Here is a 25,328-nt window from a genome sequence, read left to right as displayed (position 1 = left end):
CCCGGCTGGCGCGCGCCATTTATTGCAGCGCCTGCACGCCCGCCACCAGCCAGCCGCTGGCGCCGCTCTTGGGCTTGGTCATGTTCCAGACCTCGCGGAACGGGCTCGGGCCGGCCGAGGGCTCCTCGCGGATCATGCCGGAGAACTCCACGCTGGCCATGTAGTCGCCGCCCAGGTCCTCGATGCCGAGCAGCTGCGCCTCAAGCATGACCACGTCGGTCTGGTTGGGCTGGCCGCCGCCGCGGTGCTGCTCGCGCTCGTTGAGCTGGGCGCGGATCTCGTCGACCATGCCGTCGGTCATCATGGAGCGCAGGGTGGCGATGTCGGAGCGGTCCCAGGCGGCCTGCAGCGTGGTGAAGTTGCGCTTGGCGGCCGACAGGAAGCCCTCGGTGTCGAAGCCCTCGGGAATGCCCCAGTTCTGCGAACCGGCGAGCGCCGAGCCGATCATCACGCCGCTGCCCGCGCCAGGCGACTGGAAGGCCATGCTGCTGCGCTCCCAGGGGCGCGCAGAGGCGTCGTTGCCGACCTTGTCGGGGCTGTACTGGCGCGGCGTCTGGGCCTGTGCCGGGGTGGCTGCGCCCGCTCCCGCAGAGGCACCCTGGAAGGCGAACGGCGCACCGCCCGCGCCGGGCGCGGCAGCGGCGGATTTGCGCGCACGCATGACCATGCCCACCACGGCCATGACCACCAAGGCCAGCAGCGCGATCAGAAGGAACTGGCCGAATTCGGCGCCCAGGCCGAGGGAGCTGGCCAGCCAGGCCAGGCCCAGGCCCGCGGCCAGGCCGCCCAGCATGGCGCCCCAGGGCTTCTTGGGCGCGGCCGCAGCCGCGTTGGGTGCCGCCGCGGGCTTGGGAGCGGCGGTGTTGGCCGCGTTCTGCGCGGGCGCGGCCGGCGTGGCCGGGCGCACTGCTTCGCGCTGGGTGACGTTGCCCGACTGCTTGCCCATGGATTTGCCGCCGCCCATGCGGCGGGCATCCGCATCGGTGTGCGCCACCGCCAGCAGGGCCACCAGGACCACAGACCACAGTTTCATCATGTCTTCTCCACTTTTCTTGTGAACGCAAAAAGGTGCTTCAGCACTTGATTCCAACATGCAAGGCCACGATGCCGCCAGTCATGTTGTGATAGTCCACATGCCCAAAGCCAGTTTGTTGCATCAGGGATTTGAGTTCCTCCTGGCCGGGGTGCATGCGGATCGATTCGGCCAGGTAGCGGTAGCTGGCATCGTCGCCCGCCACCAGCTTGCCCAGGCGGGGCAACACGCTGAAGGAGTACCAGTCGTAGGCCTGCGCCAAAGGCTGGGCCACCTTGGAGAACTCCAGCACCAGCAGCCGGCCGCGCGGCTTGAGCACGCGCGCCATCTCGGCGAGGGCGGCTTCCTTGTGCGTCATGTTGCGCAGGCCGAAGGCGACGCTCACAAGGTCGAAATGGTTGTCGGGAAACGGCAGGTGCTCGGCGTCGCACACCAGCGTGGGCAAGACCACGCCCTTGTCGATCAGCCGGTCGCGGCCCACGCGCAGCATGGCCTCGTTGATGTCGGTGTGCACCACGCGGCCGGTGGCGCCCACCTTCCTGGCGAACGCCAGCGCCAGGTCGCCCGTGCCACCGGCGATGTCCAGCACCTGGTCGCCCTCCTTCAGGTTGGCCACCATCACCGTGTAGGCCTTCCAGGCGCGGTGCAGGCCGCCCGACATCAGGTCGTTCATCACGTCGTACTTCGACGCGACGGAGTCGAACACGCCGCGCACGCGGCGCGCCTTGTCGTGTTCGTCGACGGTTTCAAATCCGAAATGGGTGGTGCTCATGGCGCGATGCTAGGCAAGCGCCAGCCCCGCGTACAGCGACAACCCCGCGCCCGCGTGGGGCATCTGTCGTTATTGTGCTCAGTGCCCGCCGCAGCCGTGGCCGGCCTTGGCCGGCATGGGCGCGTCGCGGTCCACGCCGGCATCGGCCAGGCGCTGCGTGTACGCGGCCCACAGCGCCTGCTCGTCGCGGCCCAGCGCGTAGAGGTATTCCCAGGTGAAGAGGCCGCTGTCGTGCCCGTCGGAGAACGTGGGCTTGACGGCGTAGTGGCCCACGGGCTCCAGGCCCACCACGGTGACGTCGCGCTTGCCCGTCTGCAGCACTTCCTGGCCCGGGCCGTGGCCCTGCACCTCGGCCGAGGGCGAATACACGCGCATCAGCTCGAAGGGGATGCGAAAGCGCGCGCCGTCGGAGAACGCCACCTCCAGCACGCGGGACTGCCCGTGCAACGTGATCGACTCTGGCTGGGGGGTGCCCATGGTTGTCACCTTTTCATAACCAAAATGGCCTCCAGCGCTTGATGGAAAAGCGCTGGCAGCTATCAATTCAATAGTTCAAGCCCGGCGCGCATGGCCGCCTCGGCCTGCGGCAGCGCGGCACGCACCTGCGCTTCGCGCTGCGCGTCGCGCGCGCGCTGGGGCGCGGCCCACACGGGCGCGGGAAAGTGGCTGTCCCACGCATGGCGCGCGATGACGTGCCAGTGCAGGTGCGGCACCATGTTGCCCAGCGCGGCCAGGTTGATCTTGTCGGGCTGCACGGCTGCGCGCAGCGCCTGCTCGACGAGGGCCACGGCGTCCATGCAGTGCTGGCGGTCGGCGGAGCCCAGGTCGGAGAACTCCGCCGCATGCGCGTTCCAGACCACGCGGTAGAAGGCGGGAAAGCCGGCCTCGTCGGCGCGGATCACGCGCAGCCGCTCGCCGCGCCAGACCAGCGCGCCGCCGTCCGATGCGCACAGCGGGCAGGTCATACCAGCACCCTTTCGATGCCGCCCGCATTGGCGCGCTGCACGTACTCGGGCAGCCAGTTCTCACCCAGGATCTGGCGGGCCATCTCGATGACGATGTAGTCGGCTTCGAGCAGGCCGTTCTGCAGGTCGTCCTGGTAGCGCGAGATGCCCTGCAGGCAGCTCGGGCAGCTCGTGAGGATCTTGATGTTGTCCTGCGCGCCCACGGCGCCGCTGGCGCGCAGTTGCGCCTCGCCCTTGCGGATCTCCTCCGTCTTGCGGAAGCGCACCTGGGTGGAGATGTCCGGCCGCGTGACGCCCAGCGTGCCCGATTCGCCGCAGCAGCGGTCGCTCTTGAGCACCTTGTCGCCCACCAGGGCGCGCACGGTCTTCATCGAGTCGACCTGCTTCATGGGGTTGTGGCAGGGCTCGTGGTAGAGGTAGCCGCCCTGCCCCTCGGGCAGCTTGATGCCCTTTTCGAGCAGGTATTCGTGGATGTCCACGATGCGGCAGCCGGGGAAGATCTTGTCGAACTGGTAGCCCTGGAGCTGGTCGTAGCAGGTGCCGCAGCTCACGACCACCGTCTTGATGTCCAGGTAGTTCAGCGTGGTGGCCACGCGGTGGAACAGCACCCGGTTGTCGGTGATCATCTTGTCGGCCTTGTCGAACTGGCCGCTGCCGCGCTGCGGGTAGCCGCAGCACAGGTAGCCGGGCGGCAGCACGGTCTGCACGCCCGCGTGCCACAGCATGGCCTGCGTGGCCAGGCCCACCTGGCTGAACAGGCGCTCGGAGCCGCAGCCGGGGAAGTAGAACACCGCCTCGGTGTCCGCACCGGTGGCCTGCGGGTCGCGGATGATGGGCACGTAGTCCTTGTTCTCGATGTCCAGCAGCGCGCGCGCCGTCTTCTTGGGCAGGCCGCCGGGCAGCTTCTTGTTGACGAAGTGGATCACCTGCTCCTTGACCGGCGCGGTGCCCACGGTGGCGGGCGGGCGCGCGGTCTGTGCGCGGCCCAGGCCGCGCAGTGCGTCCACGGCCAGGCGCTGCGCCTTGAAGCCCACGTTGACCATGCCCGCGCGCAGCAGGTTGATGGTGTCGGGGCTGGTGGCGTTGAGCATGGCCATGGCCAGCTTGTTGCCGGGACGGAAGCTCTTCTTGCCCATCTTGCGCAGCAGGTTGCGCATGGCCATGGTCACGTCGCCGAAGTCGATCTTGACCGGGCACGGCGTGTAGCACTTGTGGCAGACGGTGCAGTGGTCGGCCACGTCCTCGAACTCCTGCCAGTGCTGGATGCTGACGCCGCGGCGCGTCTGCTCTTCGTAGAGGAACGCCTCGGCCAGCAGCGAGGTGGCCAGGATCTTGTTGCGCGGGCTGTAGAGCAGGTTGGCGCGCGGCACGTGGGTGGAGCACACGGGCTTGCACTTGCCGCAGCGCAGGCAGTCCTTGACACTGGCGACGATGTCGCCGATGTCGCTCTGCTGCATGATGATCGACTCGTGCCCCATGAGGCCGAAGCTGGGCGTGTAGGCATTGGTGAGATCCGCGAACATCAGCGACTTGCGCGTCAAATCGCCCTCCAGTGCCCGTCCATCCTGCGCAAGCAGCTCCTGATTGCGTAGCAGCTTGCCGCGGTTGAAGCGGCCCTGCGGATCGACCCGGCGCTTGTACTCGGCGAACGGCGCCAGCTCCTCGTCGGTGAGGAACTCCAGCTTGGTGATGCCGATGCCGTGCTCGCCGGAGATCACGCCGTCCAGGCGGCGCGCCAGCACCATGATGCGGGCCACGGCCTCGTGCGCGGTCTGCAGCATCTCGTAGTCGTCGCTGTTGACCGGGATGTTGGTGTGCACGTTGCCGTCGCCCGCGTGCATGTGCAGCGCCACCCACACGCGGCCCTTGAGCACGCGCTTGTGGATGGCCGCGGCCTCGTCGAGGATGGGCTGGAAGGCGGCGCCGGCGAAGATGCCGGCCAGGGGCTTCTTGAGCTGGGTCTTCCAGCTCGCGCGCAGCGTGTGATCCTGCAACTGGGGGAACAGCGCCTCCACCCCATCCAGCCAGCCCTGCCACAGCGCGCGCACCTCGGCCACCAGGGCCAGGGCCTGCTGCACGCGGTCTTCCAGCAGCTCGGCCGAAGGAATCTCGCCCGCGTCGTCCTGCCGGCCCAGCGGCAGGTTGCCGTGGGCGAAGAAGTCCTGCAGCGCGTCGCACAGCTTGAGCTTGTTGCGCAGGCTCAGTTCGATGTTGATGCGCTCGATGCCGTCGGTGTATTCCGCCATGCGCGGCAGCGGGATGACCACGTCCTCGTTGATCTTGAAGGCGTTGGTGTGGCGGCTGATGGCGGCCGTGCGCTTGCGGTCCAGCCAGAACTTCTTGCGCGCCTCGGCGCTCACGGCCGTGAAGCCCTCGCCATTGCGCGAGTTGGCGATGCGCACCACCTCGGCGGCGGCGCGGGCCACGGCGTCCGGGTCGTCGCCCACGAGGTCGCCGATCAGCACCATCTTGGGCAGGCCGCCGTTGCCCTTCTTGCTCTTGGTGGCGTAGCCCACGGCCTTCAGGTAGCGGTCGTCCAGGTGCTCCAGGCCGGCCAGCAGCACGCCCGAGCGCTTCTGTTCGGCGAACATGAAGTCCTTGATCTCGACGATGCTGGGCACCGCGTCCTTGGCGTTGCCGAAGAATTCCAGGCACACGGTGCGCGTGTGATCCGGCATGCGGTGCACCACCCAGCGCGCGCTGGTGATGAGGCCGTCCGTGCCCTCCTTCTGGATGCCGGGCAGGCCGGAGAGGAACTTGTCCGTCACGTCCTTGCCCAGGCCCTCCTTGCGGAAGGTTTTGCCAGGGATGTCCAGGCGCTCGGTGCGCAGCGGCGTCTTGCCGTCGGCGGCGAAATATTGCAGCTCGAAGCTGGCCACCGCGGCATCGTGGATCTTGCCCAGGTTGTGCCCGATGCGCGTGACCTCCAGCCACTCTGCGTCGGGCGTGACCATGCGCCAGCTCGCCAGGTTGTCCAGCGCCGTGCCCCACAGCACGGCCTTCTTGCCGCCCGCGTTCATGGCGATGTTGCCGCCGATGCAGCTCGCTTCCGCACTCGTCGGATCGACGGCGAAGACGAAGCCCGCGCGCTCGGCCGCGTCGGCCACGCGCTGGGTGACCACGCCGGCCTCGGTCCAGATCGTGCCCACTTCGCCATCCAGGCCCGGCAGGCGGCGCATCTCCACCTCGGTCATGGCTTCGAGCTTCTCGGTGTTGATGACGGCGCTGCGCCAGGTGAGCGGAATGGCGCCGCCCGTGTAGCCCGTGCCGCCGCCGCGCGGGATGATGGTCAGCTCCAGCTCGGTGCAGGCCTTGACCAGCTCGGCCATCTCGGCCTCGGTGTCGGGCGTGAGCACGACGAAGGGGTATTCCACGCGCCAGTCGGTCGCGTCGGTCACGTGGCTCACGCGCGAGAGGCCGTCGAACTTGATGTTGTCCTTGGCCGTGTGCGGCCTCAGGCGGCGCTGCACCTTGCGGCGCAGCTCGCCTACCGCGACCAGCGTGGCGTCGAACTCGGCGATGGCGCGGCGCGCGGCCTCGACGAGCTGGCCCACGAGGCGGTCGCGCCCGGCGTCTTCCTGCGGCAGGCGGCGCTTCTCGATGTCGGCCATGCGGTGCAGCATGGCGTCCACCAGCAGCTTGCGCCGCGCCGGGTTGTGCAGCAGGTCGTCCTGCAGGTAGGGGTTGCGCTGCACGGCCCAGATGTCGCCCAGCACTTCGTAGAGCATGCGGGCGGAGCGGCCCGTGCGGCGCTCGCGGCGCAGCTGGTCCAGCACGTCCCAGGCGGAAGCGCCCAGCAGGCGGATGACGATTTCCCGGTCGGAAAACGAGGTGTAGTTGTACGGAATCTCGCGCAGGCGGGCGGGCTCGGCGCCCTGGGCTTGCTGCAGGGCGGCCAGCGCTATCGGAACATTCATGGGATCAACCTGGGTCGGGCGCGGGCGGCGCCCCTGTGCCTCGGGGGTCGAAATTTTATGCGACCGCCCCCACGGGCGCCCATCCATGGCAAAAATGCCCTTCAGCACCTGCCCATAAAGCGCAAGCAGCTACTGTTTATATAGCAAATCCATTCAGTAGCGCCTGCGATAGAACCACGACACCATCCTGATCCAGGCAAATGAAATCGCCCGGCCGGAACACCGCCTGCCCAAAGCTGACCTCGACGCCTGGCCTTCCCCGCTCCGGCGCATCCGCCCGCAGGGGCACATGGCCGAGCGCCCACACCGCGACGTCCATCGATTGCAGGTGACCCACGTCGCGCACCGCGCCGTTGATGACGACGCCGCCCCAGCCGTTGTCGATGGCCATCCGGGCCATGCGATCGCCAAGGAGCGCCACGCGCAGCGACGCGCCCCCATCGACCACGAGAATGCGGCCATTCCCAGGCTGCGCCAACTGCGTGCGCAGCGATGCGGCGTCCTCGCAGCACTGGAGGCAGTCGATGAGCCCCTGTGCGGCCCTGTGCCTCCCATAAGGCCGCACAGGGGCGCGGCACACCTGTGCCTGTGCGCCGAAGCGGTCGCACAGGTCGGCTGTGGCATACGTTGTCATCTGGCGGCGCTCAATCGATGGTGGCACCCGATTGTCTGACCAGCTTCTGGTGCTTTGCCAGCTCGGATTCGAAGAAGGCAGGCGCCGCATCGGGTCCGATATCCAATATCGTGAGCCCCTGCGCCGCCATGGACGCCTTCGCCTCAGGCGAGGCCAGCGCGGCCTGCACGGCGACGTGGCTGCTTTCCACGGCCGGTTTCGGCAAGCCACCAGGCCCGATCAGCGCAATCCACGCGTCGAAACTGTAGTTCGCCACCCCTGCCTCCGCCAAGGTCGGCAGGTCGGGCAGCGCGGCGGAACGCGATGGCGTCGACACGGCCAGTGCCCGCAGCGCCCCCGACTTCACGTGCGGGCTGACCTGCGAGATCGAGACGAAGCCCAGTTGCACTTGCCCGCCAATCAGGTCGGTGACGAGCGGGCCGGTCCCGCGGTAAGGCACGTGCCGCATGTCGATGCCGGTTTCACTGATGAGCAGTTCGCCTGCCAGGTGCAGCGTGCTGCCATTGCCAGCCGAGCCGTAGTTCAACTGCCCCGGGTGGTTCTTGGCGTAGGCCAGAAGTTCCTGCACGCTTTTGACGGGCAGCGTTGGATGGGCGACGAGCACCAGCGGCACCGTGGCGAGCACGGCAATGGGGGTGATGTCCTTCAGGGTGTCGTAGGGAATCGATTTGTAGATGCCGGGATTGATGACGTGGTTGGAGGAAATCATGCCAAGCGTGAGCCCGTCCTTCGGAGCCTTCACGATCTGGCTGGTGCCTGGTATGCCGCCGGCGCCCACGATATTCTCGACCACGACGGGACGCCCCGCAGCCTTGCCGAAGCCAGGCGCGAGGGCGCGTGCAACCGCATCCACGGTAGAGCCGGCCGCAAGTGGCACGACCAGTCGAAGCGGTTTGTCGGATTGGGCGTGGGCGGTGCCAAGGCAGCCCAGAGCGAGCAGGGCCGCGAGCGCGCCCCGCCGGGAGCGGATGAAGGACATGGGGGTCTCCTGGTGGTATGAATCTAGGGGTGCCGCTGCTGCAGCGCGGCGAAGGACAACAGCTCTCCGGCGATGGCGCTGGCCGCCACGGTGGGCGGGCTGGCCAGCCAGACCTGGCCCGGGCCGCCACGGCCGGGAAAGTTGCGGTTGATCGCGCTGACCGTGACCTGGCTCTCATGCACCGAACCGCCCGGTCCGCAGTTGCCGCAGGCGCCACAGGACGGCTGCAACATGCGCGCGCCTACCTTCTCGAAGGCGTCCATATAGCCCTGCGCGATGCAGTGGTCGCGCACGGCCGTCGTACCGAACTGCAGGAACAGCGCCACGTGCGGCGCGACCTTCAGCCCCCGGTCAGCCGCCCAGCGCAGCACCGCGTGGTAGTGGTCGAAATCCTCGCGCTTGCCCGCGGTGCACGAGCCGCCGTAGGCGATGTCGATGCGCACCGGCTCCCGCACCTGCGACAGCGGCAGGCCATTGCCGGGGTCGCCAGGGCGTGCCACCATGGGCGGCACGGCGCCGCAGTCGATGTGGATGGTGCCGGCATAGGCAGCTCCTTCATCGCTGTGCATCCAGGGTTCGATCGCGCAATCGACGCCGCGCCGCTCGCGCAGGAAGCGCACGGTTTCCGCGTCGGGCGCGACGATGCCGGTGAAGCCGCCCAGCTCGGCCACCATGTTGGTCAGCGTCGCACGCTCGTCGGTGGAGAGCCGCGCCACGGCCTCGCCGCAAAATTCAAACACCTTGCCGACGCCGCCACCGTCGCGGATGAAGGGCTGCGCCAGCAGGTGCAGCACGATGTCCTTGGCCGTCACGCCTGCGGGCACGCAGCCGCCAAGCTCGATGCGCAGCGACTGCGGCATGGTCATGCGCACGGCACCCGTCATGAAGGCATTGGCCATGTCGGTCGTGCCCACGCCGAAGGCCACGCAGCCCAGCGCCCCGCTGTGGGGAGTGTGCGAGTCGGTGCCGACGACGAGCTGGCCGGGCAGCGCGTAATGCTCGGCCACCATGGCATGCGAGATGCCGGCCTGGTTCGACCCGTCGTCCCGCGCGGCCTCTGCCTCGGTCAGCGTGCGGTGCGAGCGCAGGCCATAGGCCAAAGCGAACGCGCGCTGCGCCTCGACCATGCGGTGCACGTTCGGCACCAGGCCGCCGCGCACGTGCGCGGGGCTTTCCTCCACGTAGGAAGTGTGATCCTCGAAGACGATGACCGATGCCGGATCGTGCAGCGCGAGTGGGCGGCCGAAAATGGCATGCAGCATGTGCGCCGCCATGCCGGTGTAGTACTCGTGGATGAAGCGCCAGTCGGCCCGCACGAAGGCCCCTTCGCCGGGCGCAGGGCGCGCACCGGTCAACGCGGTCGCCAGCGCGTGGCGGGCCACGATCTTCTCGAACAGCGTGCGGGGCCGCCCACCATCCACGTCGGAAGCCGGGCGCACGTCCTGCATGCGGCTCTGGCCGAAGCGCAGGAGTCCGCCGCTTTCGAGGATGGCCGCGGCCAACGCGTCGCGGTCAGCCACCAATTCAGCCACCGGGATCGCCGCACCGGCCTGGATACGTTCGATCAACCCGAAGTCGGTCGAGGTGAAGAGCCCGATGTTGTCGGCGTTCTGGCGGTAGATGCGCTCGAAGCTCTCGGCAATGACCAGTTGCACGCCGGCGAGCTTTTCCGCAGCCGGGCTGTGTTCGCGCGATGAACCCTTGCCATAGCGCCGGCCGGCCACCACCACTTCGATGCCGTGCAGGCGTATGGCGTCCATGCCGATCGGCATGGCACCGCCCGCCCGCAAGCCTGTGTACGGATAGCGGCCCAGCTTGTCGTCATAGTGCGTGAGGATGGGCAGCGGCGTGATCTCGTCAGTCGAAACATCGTCGCGCAGCGGCATGGCCTCGTCCAGCCGCAGCCGCTCGCCCTGCAGGCTGCGGCGGACGGCATCAAACGACTGGCTCAGAAAGAGCACGTGAGGCGAGAAGCGGAATGCATCCGCAATGGCTGGCGATGAGGCTGGCATGTCTCATCTTCGCCAGCCGGATGGGCGCCGCAAAGCGCTGATGCGTCAGACCGGGTCGCGCAAAACGCGATATCCGGGTTTACCCACGAAGCACGTCGATCAGGGCTTCGACGGCACGCGGCCGGGGCGATTTGCGCAGGGCGAACAGCCGCAGCTCGCGCATGGCCCAGGGTTCATCCAGCGGCAGCCGCACAAAGCGGGGGCTACCGGCGTAGGCCGCGGCGGCACTGCGCGGGATCACGGCAATGCCCAGCCCGGCCTCTACCATGCGGCAGACGGCATCGAAGCTGCTTACCGAAACCTTCATGGACAGCGGCCGCTGCAATGCCGCGGCGCGCTCGTGCAACGAGCGGTCCAGCGCACCACCCTGGTTCACGCCGATCAGGGGGAGATTGAGCACTTGGGCAAAACTCAGGGCCTCGCACCCCACGAGTGCGTGGCTTGCGGGCAACACCACCTGCAGCGGGTCCGAGGCGAATGGCCAGGATTCGAGGCCCGCCTGCGCGGGCACGCCAACACCGACGCCGGCATCGGCCAAGTCGTCGAGGCAAGCCCGGATCACGTCGCGGGTATCGCACTCCTGCAGTGATACCTGCACGGCGGGATAACGCGCCATGAAGTCGCGCAAGCGCTCGGGCAGAAAGCCGATCACGGCCGACATGTTGGCGTAGAGGCGCACGGTGCCACGCACCTCGCTGCCCATGGTCTGCACGTCGCGTGCCAGCGCCTGCAGTTCATCGTCGATCTTTTCGCCACGCTCAAGCACCATGCGCCCGGCATCGGTGGGCGTCACGCCGCGTGGCGAGCGGATCAGCAGCGGCGTGCCAAAGGCATGTTCAAGATCCGCCAGCCGCCGGCTCAGCGCCGAGGGAGCGATGTGCTCCTGCGCAGCCGCGCGGACGATCGACCCCGTCTGGACAGCGGCGACCAGCAGTCGCACGCTGTAAGGATCGATGCGGCGGGCCACCCTCTTGAACCGGGCTCAAAACAGCACTCGACTGCGGATGGTGCCGGGGATGTGGGCGAGCTTTTCCTGCGCCAGCTCGGACGACTGCGCGTCCAGGTCGATCACCACGTAGCCCACCTTCTCGTTGGTCTGCAGGTACTGCGACGAGATGTTGATGTGGTTGTCGGCGAACACCTGGTTGATGGCCGAGAGCACGCCGGGCACGTTGCGGTGCACGTGCAGGATGCGGTGCCTGCCGGGGTGTGCGGGGAGCGCCACCTCGGGGAAGTTCACCGAGGTGATGCTGGTGCCGTTGTCGCTGTACTTGACCAGCTTTTCCGCCACTTCCAGGCCGATGTTGGCCTGCGCCTCCATGGTGGAGCCACCGATGTGCGGAGTGAGGATGACGTTGTCCAGCCCGCGCAGGGGCGAGGTGAACTCGTCCTTGTTGCTCTTGGGCTCGACGGGGAACACGTCCACCGCCGCGCCCAGCAGCCTGCCGGCCTTGACGGCGTCGGCCAGCGGCTCGATCTCCACCACCGTGCCGCGCGAGGCATTGATGAGGATGGCGCCCGGCTTCATGGCCGCGATCTCGGCCGCGCCGATCATCCACTGCGTGGAGGGCAGCTCGGGCACGTGCAGGCTCACGATGTCGGCCTGCTCCAGCAGCGCCTTGAGCGACGGCGCCTGGCGCGCGTTGCCCAGCGGCAGCTTGTTGACCACGTCGTGGAAGACCACGTGCATGCCCAGCCCCTCGGCCAGCACCGAGAGCTGCGTGCCGATGGAGCCATAGCCCACGATGCCCAGCGTCTTGCCGCGGATCTCGTAGGCGTTGTCGGCGCTCTTGAGCCAGCCGCCGCGGTGCGCGGCAGCGTTCTTGGCGGGCACGCCGCGCAGCAGCAGGATGGCCTCGGCCAGTACCAGCTCGGCGACGGAGCGGGTGTTGGAATACGGCGCGTTGAACACGGCGATGCCGCGCTCGCGCGCCGCGTCCAGGTCGATCTGGTTGGTGCCGATGCAAAACGCCCCCACGGCCACCAGCTTGTGCGCATGCGCGAACACGTCGGCCGTGAGCTGGGTGCGCGAGCGGATGCCGAGGAAGTGCACGTCCGCGATCTTGCGGCGCAGCTCCTCGCCTTCCAATGCGCCGGAGAGCGCCTCCACCTGCGTGTAGCCCGCATCGTGCAGCACCCGCACGGCGGAGGGGTGGATGCCTTCGAGCAGCAGGAACTTGATCTTGGCTTTGTCCAGGGAAGTCTTGAGCATGGCCTTTGAGCGGGATGGGTTGCAGGGCGGGCGGTGCGCTGGCAGAGTGCAGCGCGGTCCCGAAGCATTGTGCATCGCAGCAAAGTCCCTATGGACCGTCCATCTTTGGCGAGCGCGCCGGCCGCGCCGAGGGGTTACCCCGGTTGTGACATGGGCGTGACTTGTGCGAAAACGTCATATTCTTGTCACGCAGGCCGCCTACCGTGCGCCGTGCCTTCGACCGCATACACAAGGAGTATTCATGCAATTCAAACAACTGGCGCTTGCCGCCGCCGTCGCCGCCTCGGTCTGCCTTCCCGCGCAGGCGCAGACCGAGGTCCAGTGGTGGCACTCCATGGGCGGCGCCCTGGGCGAGTGGGTCAACGACCTGGCCAAAGACTTCAACGCCAGCCAGAAGGATTACAAGATCGTGCCCACCTTCAAGGGCAGCTACGACGAGTCGATGACCGCCGCCATCGCCGCCTTCCGCGCCGGCAACGCGCCGCACATCCTGCAGGTGTTCGAGGTGGGCACCGCCACCATGATGGCCAGCAAGGGCGCCATCGTGCCCGTGGGCAAGGTGATGCAGGACGGCGGCGTGAAATTCAACCCGAACGACTACGTGCCCGCCGTGGCTGGCTACTACACCGCGCCCAACGGGCAGATGCTGAGCTTCCCCTTCAACAGCTCCACGCCGGTGTTCCACTACAACAAGGACGCCTTCAAGGCAGCGGGCCTGGACCCCAACAAGCCGCCCACGACCTGGCCCGAAGTGGCCTCCGCCGCCGCCAAGCTCAAGGCCAGCGGCCACAAGTGCCCCTTCACCACGAGCTGGATCAGTTGGACGCAGCTGGAGACCTTCTCCGCCTGGCACAACGTGCTGTTCGCCACCAAGAACAACGGCTTCGGCGGCCTGGACACGCGCCTGGCGTTCAACACGCCGCTGCACCTGCGCCACATCGAGAACCTGGCCAACATGGCCAAGCAGGGCCTGTTCGTCTACAAGGGCCGGGGCAACGCGGCCGACGCCACCTTCGTCTCGGGCGAGTGCGCCATGGCCACCGGCTCCTCGGCGCTGTACGGCAACGTCAAGCGCAACGGCAAGTTCGACTACGGCATCGGCACCCTGCCCTACTACCCCGACGTGCCGGGCGCGCCGCAGAACACCGTGATCGGCGGCGCCAGCCTGTGGGTCATGAGCGGCAAGAAGGCGCCCGAGTACAAGGGCGTGGCCCAGTTCTTCGCCTACCTGTCGCAGCCCGAGGTGGCGGCCAAGAGCCACCAGCGCACCGGCTACCTGCCTGTGACCAAGGCGTCGTACGAGCTGACCGAGAAGTCCGGCTTCTACAAGCAGAACCCGGGCACCGACGTGTCGGTGGAGCAGATGATCCGCAAGACCACCGACAAGTCGCGCGGCGTGCGCCTGGGCAACTTCGTGCAGATCCGCACCATCATCGACGAGGAGATGGAAGGCGTGTGGAGCGGCAAGAAGACGCCCAAGGAAGCGGTGGACACCGCCATCAAGCGCGGCAACGAGCAGCTCGAGCGCTTCCAGAAGGCCAACAAGGGCTGACGCGACGGCGGGCGCAGTACACTGCGCCCCCTTCACGCCCCTTTGCACGCTTCCTTCCGCAAAAATGCAGATGCAGCCCATCTGCATTTTCTGTTTGAGGGCCAGCACTTTCCACCCCACCGCGCCACCCCATGGAAAAACGCGTTCTCTTCCAATCCGCCTGGCTGCCCTGGCTCCTGATCGTGCCGCAGATGGCCATCATCGTGGTGTTCTTCTTCTGGCCCGCGGGCCAGGCGCTCTACCAGAGCGTGCTGCAGGAGGACGCCTTCGGCACCAGCCGCGAGTTCGTGGGCATAGCCAACTTCGAGCGCCTGTGGAACGACCCGAGCTACCTCGACTCGTTCAAGACCACCGCCATCTTTTCGGTGCTGGTGGCCGCCTCGTCCATGACGCTGGCGCTGCTGCTGGCCGTCATGGCCAACCGCGTGATCCGCGGCGCGGGGTTCTACAAGACGCTGCTCATCTGGCCCTACGCCGTCGCGCCCGTGGTGGCCGGCGTGCTGTGGCTGATGCTGTTCGCCTCGCCCTACGGCGTGATCTCGTTCGCGCTGCAGTCCATGGGCCTCGACTGGAACCATCTGCTCAATGCCAACCATGCCATGGCGCTGATCGTCATGGCCGCGGCGTGGAAGCAGATCTCCTACAACTTCCTGTTCTTCCTCGCGGGCCTGCAGTCCATCCCCCATTCGCTCATCGAGGCCGCCACCATCGACGGCGCCTCGCCTTGGCGGCGCTTCTGGACCATCGTGTTCCCGCTGCTCTCGCCCACCACCTTCTTCCTGCTGGTGATGAACGTGATCTACGCATTCTTCGACACCTTCGGCACGGTGGACGCCGCCACGCACGGCGGCCCCGGCAAGGAGACGGCCATCCTGGTCTACAAGGTGTACTACGACGGCTTCAAGGCGCTGGACATGGGCGGCTCGGCCGCGCAGTCGGTGGTGCTGATGGCCGTGGTCATCGCGCTCACGGTGGTGCAGTTCCGCTTCGTCGAGAAAAAGGTTCAATACTGATCATGATGGTCGAACGCCGCCCCGTCCTCGACTTCGTCGCCCACGCCGTGCTGGTGGTGGGCGTGCTGGTCATCGCCTTCCCGGTCTACCTGGCCTTCATTGCCTCCACGCAGTCGGCCGAGCAGATCGCCTCCAGCCACCCGCTGTCGCTGCTGCCGGGCGACAACTTCATCGAAACCTATCGCCTCGCCCTCTTCGGCGGCAAGACGCATGCGGGCTCAACAATAGCCGCCGGCTGGCCCATGATGTGGGTGAGCCTGGTGATGGCCGTGGTCATCGCCGTGGGCAAGATCGCCATCTCGCTGCTCTCGGCCTTCGCCATCGTCTACTTCCGCTTTCCGCTCAAGACCGTGGTGTTCTGGATGATCTTCATCACGCTGATGCTGCCGGTGGAGGTGCGCATCGGGCCCACGTACGAGGTCATCTCCAACCTCGGCATGCTCAACAGCTACGCGGGCCTCACCGTGCCGCTGATCGCCTCGGCCACGGCCACGTTCCTGTTCCGCCAGTTCTTCCTGACCGTGCCCGACGAACTGGTGGAGGCCGCGCGCATCGACGGCGCGGGGCCCATGCGCTTCTTCCTCGACGTGCTGCTGCCCCTGTCCAAGACCACCATGGCCGCGCTCTTCGTGATCCAGTTCATCTACGGCTGGAACCAGTACCTGTGGCCGCTGATGGTGACCACCAGCGAAGACATGTACCCCATCGTGCTCGGCATCAAGCGCGCCATCTTCGGCGAGGTGTACGTGGAATGGAACGTGGTCATGGCCACTGCCATCCTCGCCATGCTGCCGCCGGCGCTGGTGGTGATCCTCATGCAGAAGTGGTTCGTCAAGGGCCTGGTCGACACCGAGAAATAAGCATCGAATCAGCCTCCAGCGCTTATCCATAGAGCGCAAGCAGCTATTAAAAGACTAGCATCATGGCATCTCTTTCCCTTCGCAACGTCGTCAAGCGCTACGGCCACGGGCCCAAGGCCAACCAGGTCATCCACGGCGTGAACGCCGAGATCAAGGACGGCGAATTCATCGTCATCGTCGGCCCTTCGGGCTGCGGCAAATCCACGCTGCTGCGCATGGTCGCAGGGCTGGAAGAAATCAGCGGCGGCGAGATCGCCATCGGCCCGCGCGTGGTCAACAACCTGGAGCCCGCCCAGCGCGACATCGCCATGGTGTTCCAGAACTACGCGCTCTACCCGCACATGACGAACTTCGAGAACATGGCCTACGGCCTGAAGATCGCCAAGGTGCCCAAGGACGAGATCAAGGCGCGCGTGGACAAGGCCGCCAAGATCCTCGAACTGAGCCACCTGCTGGAGCGCAAGCCGCGCGAACTCTCCGGCGGCCAGCGCCAGCGCGTGGCCATGGGCCGCGCTATCGTGCGCCAGCCGCAGGTCTTCCTGTTCGACGAGCCCCTGTCCAACCTCGACGCCAAGCTGCGCGCCCAGACGCGCATCGAGATCCAGAAGCTGCACCGGGAGCTGGGCATCACCAGCCTGTTCGTGACCCACGACCAGGTCGAGGCCATGACCCTCGCGCAGCGCATGGTCGTGATGAACGCCGGCAACGTGGAGCAGTTCGGCACGCCCGAGGAGGTCTATCACACGCCGGCCTCCACCTTCGTGGCCAGCTTCATCGGTTCGCCCCCGATGAACCTGCTCAAGAACGCCCCGGGCGGCAAGGCGGGGCAGATCCTGGGCATCCGCCCGGAGCACACGGACCTGGTGGCGAGCGGCGGCTGGGAATTCAAGGTCGAGACCGTGGAGCTGCTGGGCGCCGAGCGCCTGGTGTACGGCTCGGTCAATGGGGAATCCGTGACCGTCCGGCTGGACGAGGGACTGGCCTACCCCAAGCCGGGGGAGACGGTGCGCGTCGCCCCGCGCGAGGATCGCCTGCATTGGTTCCAGGCCGAGACCGGAAAAAGGGTGTAAACCCATGCTCCCTCTCGCCCCCTGGCCCTACCCCCGCTGGATCGCCCACCGCGGCGCGGGCAAGCTGGCGCCTGAAAACACCCTGGCCGCCTTTCGCCTGGGCGCGCAGTACGGCTACCGCATGTTCGAGTGCGATGCCAAGCTCAGCGCCGACGGCGTGCCGTTCCTGCTGCACGACGCCACGTTGGACCGCACGACCACCGGCCACGGCACCGGCGGCGACCTGCCCTGGAGCCAGCTGGCGCAGCTCGACGCAGGTGGCTGGCATTCCCGCAGCTACGCGGGCGAGCCCCTGCCCACGCTGGAGCACCTGGCGCGGTACTGCATCGCCAACACCTTCCTGCTGAACATCGAGATCAAGCCGACCCCCGGCCTGGAAGAGAAAACCGGCCGCGTGGTGGCCGAACACGCTGCGCGCCTGTGGCAGGGCCAGGCCGTGCCGCCACTGCTCTCGTCCTTCCGGCCCGAGGCACTGGCGGGCGCCCGTGCCACCGCACCCCAGCTTCCGCGCGCCCTGCTGCTGGACACTTTGTGGAACGGCTGGCACGGCGTGGCGCGCGAACTCGGCTGCGTGGCCATCGTGTGCAACCACGCCCTGTGGGATGCGGCCCTGGTCGCCCAGATGCACGCCGACGGCCTGCGCGCGCTGAGCTATACGGTGAACGACGAGTGGGCGGCGCAGCGGCTCATCGATCTGGGCACCGACGGGACCATCACCGACCGGGTGGATCTCTTCAGCCCGGCTGCCTAGATTCCAGTAACACGAAATGGCCGCGGCAGGCGAAAGCTTGAGCGCAAATCCAGTGATTCCTGTGAAGATGTGTTTTTAAAACTTAGAGTGGCGATAAATTGTAACTATCAGACGTCCCACTCATGAGCCACCTGTTACCCAACCTGCTACGCAATCGTTTTCTAAAAGCTGCCGCTGCATTGCTTGTCATGTTGGGCGGCTCACAGATCGCATCGGCTGCGCTCTACGAAGCCAACCCCGCCAATTTTGGCGCAGTTCAAGTGAACTCCAGCAACTGCGACGATTGCTTCGACGGTCCTATTGCTTTTTCGGGCGCTGGGCAATCGATCAACTTTTTTGGCACGACCTATACCAACCTTTTTGTGGGTTCAAACGGGTACGTGACGTTTGGGACTGGCAGCGGCTTTTTTTCGTCGCTGCCACTGGACACTCAAACCATCGCGCCCATGATCGCTGGCATATTCACAGATCTGGACACTAGGTCAGACCCTACGTCGCAAGTGTTTGTGAATACCGCGACCCCAGGACAAATCATCGTGACCTGGGCTAATGTTGGAAGGTTTGCAATCAATTACACAAATCGAAAAACATTTCAATTGGTCGTTCGATCTGACCAGTTTGCAGTTCCTGCTGGACAGGGGCAGATCGGTTTTTTCTATGACGTCCAAACGGATACCGGCTCAGCTACTGCGGGCTTTGGCGACGGTTTGGCCGCTGTGAACCCCGGTGAAGTGGGAGTTCCTTTGGGGCCCATTATCGGGCTATCTAATACCGAACGCTGGTACACACTGAGCGGTGGTGTCCCTGCTACGCCCACGCCTACATCCACCGCTGCAATACCAACGCTTTCTGAGTGGTCGCTGATTTTGATGGCACTGGTGTTAGCTGGAATCGCAATGCGAAGCGTTGCACTCTCACAACGGAGGCACTGAGTTCAGCGCGTCAATTGCGCCACTTGTGTGGCCCTCAGTTAACTTTTTAACTCCACCGGGCTCGCACCAGTTTGTACTTATGGGTACCCCGTAGCAAACACCGTGGTGCAGCTTGCCAAGCAGGAGGCCCGCCTCCAGCACGGCCACACCCACACCGACAAGAAGGCCCAGCCGCCACCATCAGGCCAGGGCCACCGGGCTCCGTGAGCCGATGAGCCCGCCACACAGTTCCAGCACCAAGGCGATGGCCGCTGCGGGAGCAACAAAATTGAAGTGGTGGTTAAGGATGTCCATCGGACCATGAAAGTGCCCCAGATCAATGCCTGAACAGGCAAGGTCGCCTGTACGGGGCCAACGATTTGTAATCGGCTCTTACTGCAGTCTGGGCCCTCAGGATCAACCACACCACCGCGCCCTACATCCCGCGGGCGCTGCTCATCGACAGCCTCTCGGTCGGCTGCTTTAACCACGCCCGCCAACTGGGCTGTGTAGCCATCGTGTGCAACCACGCGCTGTGGGATGCGGCCGTGGTCGCACAGGTCAAGGGCTGGGGCCTGCGCACGCTCTCCTACACCGTCAACGACGACTGGGCCGCGCAGCGCCTCTTCGACCTGGGCACCGACGGCATCATCACCGACCGCGTGGACCTGTTCAGCTCAGCGCTCCCCTATTGATAGCTGCCACCGCTTGCTGAGCAAGCTCTCAATGCCTTTTTGGCTTAATTTTTTCGCCCACGTAGGCCGCCACCATGGCTAGAAGCTGGTCCAGGTGCTGCTGCAGCGGCGCAAAGCCCGCGTTGGGCGCGCGCGTGTCCTCGTCCATGTACACCGGCCGGCGGATCTCGATCTGCAGGCTGTGGCGGCCCCGGTGCGGCTGGCCGATGCGCCCGATCAGTTCCACCCCTTTGTAAGGCTCGTTGTAGGCCACGCTGTAGCCAAAGCCGCGCAGCGTGTCGCCGATCAGGTGGATGAACTCGGGCGCGCAGGTCGTGCCGTCGCGGTCGCCCAGCACGAAGTCGGCCAGCGGCGGCGCGTCCGTGCGGCCCAGGCGCCGGTACACGTCATTGGGCATCGAATGCAGATTCAGGTGCCACACGCGGCCAAAGCGCTGCACGCTCGCGTCGATCGCCTGCTGCAGCTGCGCGTGGTAGGGGCGCCAGTAGCCCTCGATGCGCCGCTGCACCTCGGCCACGGTGCGCGGGCGCGCATACAGCGGCGTGGCCACGCCGTCCTTGCTGATCTGCTGCCAGATCAGGCCCAGGCCCTGGCGCGTCTTGGGGCCGGGCGCGAGCGGCACGGGCCACACGCCGTCGAGTTGCGCGGGGTCCAGGTCGTTGTCGGCCCGGTTCACGTCGATGTAGGTGCGCGGGAAGGTGGCGGCGATCAGCGTGGCGCCGTGGGCGGGCGCCGTGTGCCAGAGGCGGTGCACATGGGTGTCCTCGCCGCGGCGCAGCAGCGCCAGAGGCACGGCATGGCCGAAGTCGTCGGGGTAGGCTGTGCCGCTGTGGGGCGAGTCGCACACCAGCGGCAGCGGCTCGCCCGTGGGTTGCCAGACCTCGACCGGCGCGTGCGGCCGAGGGCTCAGATCGTCATGCAAGAGGGTCAACGGCGCACCATCAGTCCATCTTGATGTTGGCGCGCTTGGCCACGGCCGTGTAGCGCGCGATGGCGGCGTCGATCTGCTTGGCAAACTGCTCGGGCGTGTTGGCCATGGATTCGCCGGAGATGCTCTTTTGCTTCTCCAGGTAGTCGGGCATGGCCATGGCCTTGTGCGCGGCGGCGTTCAGCTTGGCGATGATCTCCTTGGGCGTGCCCGCGGGCGCCACCAGGCCAAACCAGCCGCCGTCGCCCATGCCGGGGTAGCCCAGCTCGGTGTAGGTGGGCACGTCGGGCAGCACGGGGCTGCGCTTCAAGGCCAGCACCGCCAGCGGGCGCAGCTTGCCGGACTGGATGTTGGCCAGCGTGGAGGGCAGGTTGTCCGTCATCGCGTTGACCTGGCCCGCCAGCGCATCGGTGGCGGCCTGGCCCGCGCCCTTGTAGGGGATGTGCAGCAGGTCGATGCCCGCCAGGTTCATGAAGTTCTCGATGTTGGCGTGGCCCAGCGAGCCCGTGCCGGGCGAGGCAAAGGTGTATTTGCCGGGGTTGGCCTTGGCCAGGGCGATGAATTCCTGCATGGTCTTGGCGGGCACGCTGGGGTGCACCACGAAGACGCTGGGCACGCTCATCACGTTGGTGATGGGGGCGAAATCCTTCACCGCGTTGTAGGGCAGCTTGGTGTAGATGGCGGGGTTGGCGCCGTGCGTGCTCACGGTGGCCATGCCGATGGTGTAGCCGTCGGGCGCGCTCTTGGCGATCGCGTCGGCGCCGATGGAGCCGCCCGCGCCGCCCTTGTTGTCCACCACCACGGCCTTGCCCAGGATGGGCCCCATCTTGTCGGCCAGCAGGCGGGCCACCATGTCGGTGGAGCCGCCGGGCGCGAACGGCACGATCAGCTTGATGGGGCGGTTGGGGTAGTCGCCCGCCTGGGCCTGGGCATGCCCCAGCGGCGCAAGGGCGGCGGCCGCCGTGCAAAGGGTGGATAGCAGCAGGGTGCGGCGCAGGGCCATGGCGTTCTCCTCGGGATGTTGTGTTGCGCGGCCATTCTTGGCGGCCCGGGCCCCGGCGAAAAGCGACAAAATCGCCCCCACCCATTACCAATGCTCATACGTCCATGCGCATGCACTCCCCGTCCCTGCCTGAGCTCCACGCCTTTGCCGCCGCCGCGCGCCTGGGCAGCTTCTCGCGCGCGGCCGAGGACCTGCACGTCACCCAGGGCGCCGTGAGCCGCGCCATCGCCCGGCTGGAGGAGCACCTGGGCGTGCAGCTGTTCACGCGCGAAGGGCGGCGCAGCGTGCTCACGCGCGAGGGCGCGCAGTACCTGGAGGCCGTGGGTCCGGGCGTCGCCGCCATCGAGGCGGCCTCCCTGGCCCTGCGCCAGGGACGCGCCGCGCGGCCCCTGCGCCTGTCGGTGCCGCCCACGCTGTTCAGCCACTGGCTGATCCCGCGCCTGCCCGACTTCAGCGCGCGCCACCCCGGAGTGGCGCTGGCCTTCGCCCCCTACCAGCGCGACGACCCGCTCACCGCGCCTGCAATCGACGCCTGGATCCGCGTGGGCCGGCCCGACTGGCCTGCCGGCATCGCGGGGGAATACCTCGTGGGCCGCGAGCTGGTGCCCATCTGCCGCCCGGAAGACCTGCAAGGCCCGCACGCCATCCTCACGCCGCAGGACCTGCTGCGCCGCCCGCTGCTCTTCCACACCCACTACCCGGGCAACTGGGCGCACTGGTTCTCCCAGGTGGGCTGCGCCCACGGGCCGCTCGTGCCCGCGGCGGACTTCGACCAGGTGGGCCTGCTGGCGCGGGCCGTGATGGCGGGGCTGGGCGTGGCCGTCGTGCAGCGCTGCCTGGTGGAGGCGGAATTGGCCGCCGGCCGCATCGCCGTGGCGCTGGAGCGGCCGGTGAACCTGGAGCGCGGCTACCACCTGTGCCGCCCCACGGGCCGGCCCGCGCACCCGGCGCTGGAGACGCTGCGCCAGTGGCTGCTCGCCCAGGCGCAGCCCGTGTAGTCAGCCCTTCCAGGCGCGCAGCCAGAGCCACTGGCTGCTGGCGCAGGCCAGCACCAGCGCCGCATAGGTGAGCATGCGGCCGTCGCGCCCCCACACCGCCAGGCCCCCCGCCAGCACGGCAGCGCCCACGGCGAAATGCAGCGCCATCGGCGCAAGCCAGCCGTGCGGCCTGGCCCTTTTGCGCATGAAAACATGGCTGCACGCCACCAGCCCCACGGCCACGGCGAAGGCCGGCGCGAGGAAATTCAGCAGGTGGTTCAGGAAGGAAAGCGGGCCCATGGACATGACGCAGATCAAGCCTTGTACGCGTACGCCTGCCTGACTGCTGCGCGAATTTTATAATCCCCCTCCATGGCAGTCTGGGCCCTCGGCATCAACCACACGACCGCTCCGCTGGACCTGCGGGGCCGCTTCGCGTTCGCGATCGACCAGATCGCGCCGACGCTGCTGGGCCTGCGCCAGTCGCTGGCCGGCGGCGCGGCCCGCCATCCGGGGGTGGAGACGGCCATCATCTCCACCTGCAACCGCACCGAGATCTACTGCGCGGCCGAGGCCCCGGCGCTGGACCACACCGTGGACTGGCTCGCCCACAGCGGCGGCGTGAGCCCCTCGCTGCTGCGCTCGCACTCCTACCTGCTCGAAAACGGCCTGGCCGCGCGCCACGCCTTCCGCGTGGCCAGCGGGCTCGACTCCATGGTGCTGGGCGAGGCGCAGATCCTCGGCCAGATGAAGGACGCGGTGCGCGCCGCCGAGGGCGCGGGCGCCCTGGGCACCACGCTCAACCAGCTCTTCCAGCGCAGCTTCGCCGTCGCCAAGGAGGTGCGCACCAGCACCGACATCGGCGCCCACAGCATCAGCATGGCCGCCGCCGCCGTGCGGCTGGCCGGGCAGCTCTTCGAGGACCTGTCCCAGATCCGCGTGCTGTTCGTGGGCGCGGGCGAGATGATCGAGCTGTGCGCCACGCACTTCGCGGCCAAGAACCCGAAGCAGCTCTCCATCGCCAACCGCACGCTGGAGCGCGGCGAGAAGCTCGCCACCCGCTTCGGCGGCGAGGTGATGCGCCTGGCCGACCTGCCCGACCACCTGCACGAGTTCGACGCGGTCATCAGCTGCACCGCCAGCACCCTGCCCATCATCGGCCTGGGCGCGGTGGAGCGTGCGCTCAAGAAACGCCGCCACCGCCCGATCTTCATGGTGGACCTGGCCGTGCCGCGCGACATCGAGCCCGAGGTGAAGGCGCTGGAGGACGTGTACCTCTACACCGTGGACGACCTCGCCAGCGTGGTGCAGACCGCCCAGGCCAACCGCCAGGCCGCCGTGGCGCAGGCCGAGGCCATCATCGACGCCGGCGTGCAGAGCTTCATGCACTGGATGGACCTGCGCAGCAGCCCCGTGGGCCAGACGGGCGGCGTGGTGCCGCTGATCCAGCAGCTCAACACCCAGGCCGACGAATGGCGCTCGCTGGAGATCGCCCGCGCCAAGAAGCTGCTGGCCAAGGGCGAGGACATCGACGTGGTGCTCGAAGCCCTCTCGCGCGGCCTCACGCAGAAGATGCTGCACGGCACCATGGCCGAGCTGCGCGCGGGCGACGCCGACGCGCGCGCACAGACGGCGCAGACCGTCTCGCGCCTGTTCCTGCGCTCGTCCTCCAAGACCGGCCTGTAGCGGCGCTCGCCGCGAATCAAAGGCCAAATCGGCCTCCAGCGCTTACCTACCAAGCGCGACCAGCTACTGAAACAGTAGCAAACCCTGGATCCCCCCTCCCCATGAAACCCTTTCTCCGCAGCCAGTTGGAACGCTACGCGCAGCGCCTGCAAGAGCTGGACTTCCTGCTCTCGCGCGAAGACATCATGGCCGACATGGCGCAGTACCGCGCCATCTCGCGCGAGCACGCCGACGTGACCGCCGTGGCCGGCCGCTACGCGCGCTACCAGCAGCGCGAGGCCGACCTGCAAGGCGCGCGCGAGATGCTTCATGAGCCCGACATGGCCGAGATGGCGCAGGAGGAAATCACCGCCGCCGAGGCCGAACTGGTGCAGCTCGAAGACGAACTGCAACGCCTGCTGCTGCCTAAGGACCCCGACGACGCGCGCAACGCCTTCATGGAAATCCGCGCAGGCACGGGCGGCGACGAATCAGCCCTGTTCGCGGGCGACCTCGCGCGCATGTACACGCGCTACGCCGCCACCGTGGGCTGGCGCGTGGAGATCATGAGCGCCAACGAAAGCGAGCTGGGCGGCTACAAGGAAGTGGTGCTGCGCATCGAGGGCGACCATGTCTACGGCGCGCTGCGCTTCGAATCCGGCGGCCACCGCGTGCAGCGCGTGCCCGCCACCGAGACGCAGGGCCGCATCCACACCAGCGCCTGCACCGTGGCCGTGATGCCCGAGCCCGACGAGCAGCAGGCCATCACCCTCAACCCGGCCGACCTGCGCATCGACACCTTCCGCGCCAGCGGCGCGGGCGGCCAGCACATCAACAAGACCGACTCCGCCGTGCGCGTGGTGCACCTGCCCACGGGCATCGTGGCCGAGTGCCAGGACGGCCGCAGCCAGCACAGCAACAAGGCCAAGGCGCTGCAGGTGCTGCAGGCGCGCATCCAGGAAAAGGAGCGCAGCGAGCGCGCGGCCAAGGAGGCGGCGCTGCGCAAGGGCCTGATCGGCAGCGGCGACCGCAGCGACCGCATCCGCACCTACAACTTCCCGCAGGGGCGGCTCACCGACCACCGCATCAACCTCACGCTCTACAAGCTGCTAGCCATCATGGAAGGCGACCTGGGCGAGGTGCTGCAAGCCCTGCAGCACGCGCGCGAAGCCGAGCTGCTGGCCGAGCTGGAAACCGCGGTTTGAGTCAAATAGGCCTCCAGCGCTTATCCATCAAGCGCAAGCAGCTATGAATACAATAGCAACTACCCTCATCCAGGCGCAGGCCCGGGGCCTGGCGCGCATCGACGCGCAGATGCTGCTGCTGCACCTGCTGCAGCGCCCCCTGCACGACCGCGCCTGGCTGCTCACGCACGACGG

Annotated in this window: 22 protein-coding genes and 2 pseudogenes; 11 read left to right on the top strand and 13 right to left on the bottom strand. The window is 67.4% G+C overall.

What is annotated here, in order from left to right; genetic code table 11:
• Positions 1 to 19: 19 nt before the first annotated feature.
• The 10 genes from AVS7_RS14680 to serA form a co-directional block, all read right to left on the bottom strand.
• A complete protein-coding gene (locus AVS7_RS14680; protein ID WP_020230581.1) occupies positions 20 to 1,036 on the bottom strand; it encodes a Tim44 domain-containing protein in 1,017 nt (338 codons plus the stop codon).
• A gap of 37 nt (positions 1,037 to 1,073) precedes the next feature.
• Positions 1,074 to 1,805: a bifunctional demethylmenaquinone methyltransferase/2-methoxy-6-polyprenyl-1,4-benzoquinol methylase UbiE gene (gene ubiE / locus AVS7_RS14675; RefSeq protein ID WP_020230580.1), complete on the bottom strand. Its 732-nt coding sequence runs from the start codon at positions 1,803 to 1,805 to the stop codon at positions 1,074 to 1,076.
• Positions 1,806 to 1,883: 78 nt separating this feature from the next.
• A complete protein-coding gene (locus tag AVS7_RS14670) occupies positions 1,884 to 2,282 on the bottom strand; it encodes a gamma-butyrobetaine hydroxylase-like domain-containing protein (RefSeq protein WP_020230579.1) in 399 nt (132 codons plus the stop codon).
• A 62-nt stretch (positions 2,283 to 2,344) separates the two neighbouring features.
• Entirely contained in the window at positions 2,345 to 2,770 is a 426-nt protein-coding gene (locus AVS7_RS14665) for an HIT family protein (protein WP_020230578.1), read from the bottom strand.
• Positions 2,767 to 6,687 carry an FAD/FMN-binding oxidoreductase gene (locus tag AVS7_RS14660; protein WP_020230577.1) on the bottom strand — a complete coding sequence of 1,307 codons (3,921 nt, stop codon included), beginning with the start codon at positions 6,685 to 6,687 and terminating at the stop codon, positions 2,767 to 2,769. The genes AVS7_RS14665 and AVS7_RS14660 overlap by 4 nt, the downstream gene beginning before the upstream one ends.
• A gap of 136 nt (positions 6,688 to 6,823) precedes the next feature.
• Positions 6,824 to 7,321 carry a ribonuclease E activity regulator RraA gene (gene rraA / locus AVS7_RS14655; RefSeq protein WP_020230576.1) on the bottom strand — a complete coding sequence of 166 codons (498 nt, stop codon included), beginning with the start codon at positions 7,319 to 7,321 and terminating at the stop codon, positions 6,824 to 6,826.
• A gap of 10 nt (positions 7,322 to 7,331) precedes the next feature.
• Entirely contained in the window at positions 7,332 to 8,300 is a 969-nt protein-coding gene (locus AVS7_RS14650) for a tripartite tricarboxylate transporter substrate binding protein (protein WP_020230575.1), read from the bottom strand.
• Between the two features lie 23 nt (positions 8,301 to 8,323).
• Positions 8,324 to 10,312 (bottom strand): aconitase family protein, encoded by a 1,989-nt coding sequence (locus tag AVS7_RS14645; RefSeq protein ID WP_034691668.1) that lies wholly within the window; start codon positions 10,310 to 10,312, stop codon positions 8,324 to 8,326.
• A gap of 79 nt (positions 10,313 to 10,391) precedes the next feature.
• Entirely contained in the window at positions 10,392 to 11,279 is an 888-nt protein-coding gene (locus AVS7_RS14640; RefSeq protein WP_020230573.1) for a LysR family transcriptional regulator, read from the bottom strand.
• 15 nt (positions 11,280 to 11,294) lie between these two features.
• Complete coding sequence (gene serA / locus AVS7_RS14635) at positions 11,295 to 12,524, bottom strand: phosphoglycerate dehydrogenase (RefSeq protein ID WP_020230572.1); 1,230 nt, start codon at positions 12,522 to 12,524, stop codon at positions 11,295 to 11,297.
• Positions 12,525 to 12,765: 241 nt separating this feature from the next.
• Between serA and ugpB the strand changes: the two genes are divergently transcribed.
• The 7 genes and pseudogenes from ugpB to AVS7_RS14600 form a co-directional block, all read left to right on the top strand.
• Positions 12,766 to 14,076 (top strand): sn-glycerol-3-phosphate ABC transporter substrate-binding protein UgpB, encoded by a 1,311-nt coding sequence (gene ugpB, locus AVS7_RS14630; RefSeq protein ID WP_020230571.1) that lies wholly within the window; start codon positions 12,766 to 12,768, stop codon positions 14,074 to 14,076.
• A gap of 131 nt (positions 14,077 to 14,207) precedes the next feature.
• On the top strand, positions 14,208 to 15,089 hold the full coding sequence (gene ugpA, locus AVS7_RS14625; protein WP_020230570.1) for a sn-glycerol-3-phosphate ABC transporter permease UgpA: 882 nt from the start codon (positions 14,208 to 14,210) through the stop codon (positions 15,087 to 15,089).
• A gap of 5 nt (positions 15,090 to 15,094) precedes the next feature.
• The gene (gene ugpE / locus AVS7_RS14620; protein ID WP_034691679.1) at positions 15,095 to 15,949 is read left to right on the top strand and encodes a sn-glycerol-3-phosphate ABC transporter permease UgpE; all 855 of its coding nucleotides are present in this window, start codon (positions 15,095 to 15,097) and stop codon (positions 15,947 to 15,949) included.
• Positions 15,950 to 16,011: 62 nt separating this feature from the next.
• Positions 16,012 to 17,019 (top strand): sn-glycerol-3-phosphate import ATP-binding protein UgpC, encoded by a 1,008-nt coding sequence (locus tag AVS7_RS14615; RefSeq protein ID WP_020230568.1) that lies wholly within the window; start codon positions 16,012 to 16,014, stop codon positions 17,017 to 17,019.
• A 4-nt stretch (positions 17,020 to 17,023) separates the two neighbouring features.
• Positions 17,024 to 17,770 carry a glycerophosphodiester phosphodiesterase gene (ugpQ, locus tag AVS7_RS14610; RefSeq protein ID WP_020230567.1) on the top strand — a complete coding sequence of 249 codons (747 nt, stop codon included), beginning with the start codon at positions 17,024 to 17,026 and terminating at the stop codon, positions 17,768 to 17,770.
• A gap of 122 nt (positions 17,771 to 17,892) precedes the next feature.
• Positions 17,893 to 18,702: an IPTL-CTERM sorting domain-containing protein gene (locus AVS7_RS23890; protein WP_024001621.1), complete on the top strand. Its 810-nt coding sequence runs from the start codon at positions 17,893 to 17,895 to the stop codon at positions 18,700 to 18,702.
• Between the two features lie 404 nt (positions 18,703 to 19,106).
• A pseudogene (locus tag AVS7_RS14600) lies at positions 19,107 to 19,376 on the top strand (glycerophosphodiester phosphodiesterase family protein); the annotation flags it as partial.
• 28 nt (positions 19,377 to 19,404) lie between these two features.
• On the opposite strand, the gene AVS7_RS14595 reads toward AVS7_RS14600, so the two are convergent.
• Positions 19,405 to 20,298, bottom strand: a complete 894-nt coding sequence (locus tag AVS7_RS14595; protein ID WP_020230564.1) for an N-formylglutamate amidohydrolase — start codon at positions 20,296 to 20,298, stop codon at positions 19,405 to 19,407.
• Positions 20,299 to 20,317: 19 nt separating this feature from the next.
• Positions 20,318 to 21,307 (bottom strand): tripartite tricarboxylate transporter substrate binding protein BugE, encoded by a 990-nt coding sequence (locus tag AVS7_RS14590; RefSeq protein WP_020230563.1) that lies wholly within the window; start codon positions 21,305 to 21,307, stop codon positions 20,318 to 20,320.
• 104 nt (positions 21,308 to 21,411) lie between these two features.
• Here AVS7_RS14590 and AVS7_RS14585 point away from each other — a divergent pair, with 104 nt between their 5' ends.
• Positions 21,412 to 22,305, top strand: a complete 894-nt coding sequence (locus tag AVS7_RS14585; RefSeq protein WP_020230562.1) for a LysR substrate-binding domain-containing protein — start codon at positions 21,412 to 21,414, stop codon at positions 22,303 to 22,305.
• Here AVS7_RS14585 and AVS7_RS14580 read toward each other — a convergent pair whose 3' ends face one another.
• Entirely contained in the window at positions 22,306 to 22,584 is a 279-nt protein-coding gene (locus tag AVS7_RS14580; RefSeq protein ID WP_034691673.1) for a hypothetical protein, read from the bottom strand.
• 72 nt (positions 22,585 to 22,656) lie between these two features.
• Between AVS7_RS14580 and hemA the strand changes: the two genes are divergently transcribed.
• From hemA to AVS7_RS25195, 3 genes and pseudogenes are all read left to right on the top strand, one after another.
• Positions 22,657 to 23,970 carry a glutamyl-tRNA reductase gene (hemA, locus tag AVS7_RS14575; protein ID WP_020230560.1) on the top strand — a complete coding sequence of 438 codons (1,314 nt, stop codon included), beginning with the start codon at positions 22,657 to 22,659 and terminating at the stop codon, positions 23,968 to 23,970.
• A 101-nt stretch (positions 23,971 to 24,071) separates the two neighbouring features.
• Positions 24,072 to 25,154 (top strand): peptide chain release factor 1, encoded by a 1,083-nt coding sequence (gene prfA, locus AVS7_RS14570; protein ID WP_024001618.1) that lies wholly within the window; start codon positions 24,072 to 24,074, stop codon positions 25,152 to 25,154.
• A gap of 43 nt (positions 25,155 to 25,197) precedes the next feature.
• A pseudogene (locus AVS7_RS25195) lies at positions 25,198 to 25,328 on the top strand (peptide chain release factor N(5)-glutamine methyltransferase); the annotation flags it as partial.

It is taken from the genome of Acidovorax sp. MR-S7, from assembly GCF_000400995.2.
Classification (GTDB): Bacteria; Pseudomonadota; Gammaproteobacteria; order Burkholderiales; family Burkholderiaceae_C; genus MR-S7.
This window is presented reverse-complemented; position numbering and strand designations above follow the sequence as displayed.

Coding starts and splice junctions, on each gene's coding strand:
- AVS7_RS14590 (WP_020230563.1), bottom strand. CDS start 21,307: ATGGCCCTGCGCCGCACCCTGCTGCTATCCACCCTTTGCACGGCGGCC.
- prfA (WP_024001618.1), top strand. CDS start 24,072: ATGAAACCCTTTCTCCGCAGCCAGTTGGAACGCTACGCGCAGCGCCTG.
- ugpB (WP_020230571.1), top strand. CDS start 12,766: ATGCAATTCAAACAACTGGCGCTTGCCGCCGCCGTCGCCGCCTCGGTC.
- ubiE (WP_020230580.1), bottom strand. CDS start 1,805: ATGAGCACCACCCATTTCGGATTTGAAACCGTCGACGAACACGACAAG.
- AVS7_RS14660 (WP_020230577.1), bottom strand. CDS start 6,687: ATGAATGTTCCGATAGCGCTGGCCGCCCTGCAGCAAGCCCAGGGCGCC.
- hemA (WP_020230560.1), top strand. CDS start 22,657: ATGGCAGTCTGGGCCCTCGGCATCAACCACACGACCGCTCCGCTGGAC.
- rraA (WP_020230576.1), bottom strand. CDS start 7,321: ATGACAACGTATGCCACAGCCGACCTGTGCGACCGCTTCGGCGCACAG.
- ugpE (WP_034691679.1), top strand. CDS start 15,095: ATGGTCGAACGCCGCCCCGTCCTCGACTTCGTCGCCCACGCCGTGCTG.
- AVS7_RS14670 (WP_020230579.1), bottom strand. CDS start 2,282: ATGGGCACCCCCCAGCCAGAGTCGATCACGTTGCACGGGCAGTCCCGC.
- serA (WP_020230572.1), bottom strand. CDS start 12,524: ATGCTCAAGACTTCCCTGGACAAAGCCAAGATCAAGTTCCTGCTGCTC.
- AVS7_RS14585 (WP_020230562.1), top strand. CDS start 21,412: ATGCGCATGCACTCCCCGTCCCTGCCTGAGCTCCACGCCTTTGCCGCC.
- AVS7_RS14615 (WP_020230568.1), top strand. CDS start 16,012: ATGGCATCTCTTTCCCTTCGCAACGTCGTCAAGCGCTACGGCCACGGG.
- AVS7_RS14665 (WP_020230578.1), bottom strand. CDS start 2,770: ATGACCTGCCCGCTGTGCGCATCGGACGGCGGCGCGCTGGTCTGGCGC.
- ugpQ (WP_020230567.1), top strand. CDS start 17,024: ATGCTCCCTCTCGCCCCCTGGCCCTACCCCCGCTGGATCGCCCACCGC.
- ugpA (WP_020230570.1), top strand. CDS start 14,208: ATGGAAAAACGCGTTCTCTTCCAATCCGCCTGGCTGCCCTGGCTCCTG.
- AVS7_RS14650 (WP_020230575.1), bottom strand. CDS start 8,300: ATGTCCTTCATCCGCTCCCGGCGGGGCGCGCTCGCGGCCCTGCTCGCT.
- AVS7_RS14680 (WP_020230581.1), bottom strand. CDS start 1,036: ATGATGAAACTGTGGTCTGTGGTCCTGGTGGCCCTGCTGGCGGTGGCG.
- AVS7_RS14645 (WP_034691668.1), bottom strand. CDS start 10,312: ATGCCAGCCTCATCGCCAGCCATTGCGGATGCATTCCGCTTCTCGCCT.
- AVS7_RS23890 (WP_024001621.1), top strand. CDS start 17,893: ATGAGCCACCTGTTACCCAACCTGCTACGCAATCGTTTTCTAAAAGCT.
- AVS7_RS14580 (WP_034691673.1), bottom strand. CDS start 22,584: ATGGGCCCGCTTTCCTTCCTGAACCACCTGCTGAATTTCCTCGCGCCG.